The sequence below is a fragment of the Methanophagales archaeon genome (assembly GCA_021159465.1).
Taxonomy (GTDB): Archaea; Halobacteriota; Syntropharchaeia; order Alkanophagales; family Methanospirareceae; genus G60ANME1.
In genome coordinates, this window is sequence record JAGGRR010000151.1 from 1 (window position 1) to 1,854 (window position 1,854).

At 47.0% G+C, this 1,854-nt stretch carries 2 protein-coding genes; both read right to left on the bottom strand.

The features are described from left to right. Positions 1-648, bottom strand: a 648-nt coding sequence (locus J7J01_06820; protein MCD6210584.1) for a hypothetical protein, incomplete at its 3' end; no start/stop codon positions are given. 90 nt (positions 649-738) lie between these two features. After that, positions 739-1,854, bottom strand: a 1,116-nt coding sequence (locus J7J01_06825; GenBank protein ID MCD6210585.1) for a hypothetical protein, incomplete at its 5' end; no start/stop codon positions are given.

Genomic DNA, 1,854 nt, shown 5'->3' on the forward strand with positions numbered 1-1,854 from the left:
TAAGGTGTAGATCTCGGTATCGTCTCGGATATAGTTTGCATCCAGATAATGGTAATAGAACGCCCGTGAAGATGCATCTCCAGTGGCTACCAGGTCCCACCCGATGTCCTGCCCTGAAATGAACAGGTTTCCACCATGATCCAGGTACATCTGAAGGTTTTCCTGGTCGGTTGGGGTTAAAGTGTTCGTCCAATTATTACCCGTCAGCCATATCACCACCGGGTACTTCAAGAGAAGTGATGCCGCTGGCGGCTTGTGACAATAATCATAGTCGTAGCCGTTGGCATCCAGCGCCGCCATGTAATACGTCTCGTAGTTAGCGCCATTGTCGTCATCAATAAGCAGGATGTTCCTGGCACAGCAGGGTTCTTTCACTTTATCGTACTCCAGCGGGCAACCTGATACAGCTCGCTGAGCTGTGGGATACCATATAAAATCGGGATGGTTTGTAATACTACCGCCGACCCACGCACACGTATTATTACCTTTAACCGCATAACCATTTTCATCAAGCGTGACGTTATATGTGTACACTTTTGTGAAACACGATGTGCCAACGAAATCAGGAGGGACACCATCATCGGCGAACCATACGGTGCAGGTCACGAGCTTCCGGGATGAATTGTAAGGGTCATCCTGGATATTCATCCTGTATCTGTATGCGGGATAATTCCAGACGGAAAATAACAAGGATATATGTCATTCGGGTCACCTTGGGGATAAGGCAGACCCCAGAAACTAATAGTCACCAACCGCAAAATCTATACCCGTATATTTTGTCGCGGTGAACGGCTCGGGCTCCAGTATGGATGCGGCTGACCATGCGTGACAGTGTCCGAACCAGCTCGCGTCATAGGAGTCATCAGTGTCACCGTCTGGTTTGTATAACTCCGTCCCATCAGTGAAGTCCCAGGGATCATCTAAATCACCATCTCCATTTATATCACACGCCCAGTCTTCTTCTGCATGAGTCTCTCTTAAAACTGTTCTACTGACTTTATGTCCGGGTATCCTGAGATATTCAGGTTCCCACGGATGCCCTTCGGTCCAGGGCCAGTGAGAACGAGACTCCCACTGCTTCGCTCCCGGGTTATAGCCGTGTCTGTAAAGAACATAGTAATCGTATTTTTCCATCGCGCGATTATTATCGTAGAGATTTATTATATCAGTTCCGTAAATATCTCTGTCTGCCATGGGCCACCAGTAGCCTGACCACGGTATTTTAACAGCTGTGCCACTGGTGGGTATATTATAATTCCTCGTGCCTCCTGTTCGGGTTGAGGGTAGAGGAACGGGTGTTTCAGTGCGGATATAACTCACTGAAGTTTTTTTTACCTCTTCATGTACCTCTTCATGCCCCCAATCCATTAACCACGCCTTCACCATGTCTCCTTTCTCTTCATAAATCCACCATGGTGCACCGGGTTGCCAGTACTGGGTAACGTTCTGGCTTGTACACGGGCGTTGTAATGATACTTTAAAGCATTTTACACTATTTCCGTCTTTTTTCGTGAACGTATCAACCGAAACGCTCTGTTGAATCCCCCCATAAGTACGGGTTACATTCCTTTCAAGCGGAAAAGCCGGGAAATCAAAGGGGGCTAATATATTGCCGCTTATAATTGGAGATGCATTTTCTTTTTTGAAATACAAGAACTCATTTCCCACTCTTACAACGTAACAGTCCTTACCATCTATATTCACGATGTCCACAACCTCGAATTTGTACTTTTCGGCTATCCACGAGCATAAAGGAAGAGGAACAGCCTGCCAAACTGCACGGTACGTAAAACTAACAGTCCACCAATCGCCAACTTTCCAGTCGGGCTGTTCCAGTACAGTGAGTTCGTGTTC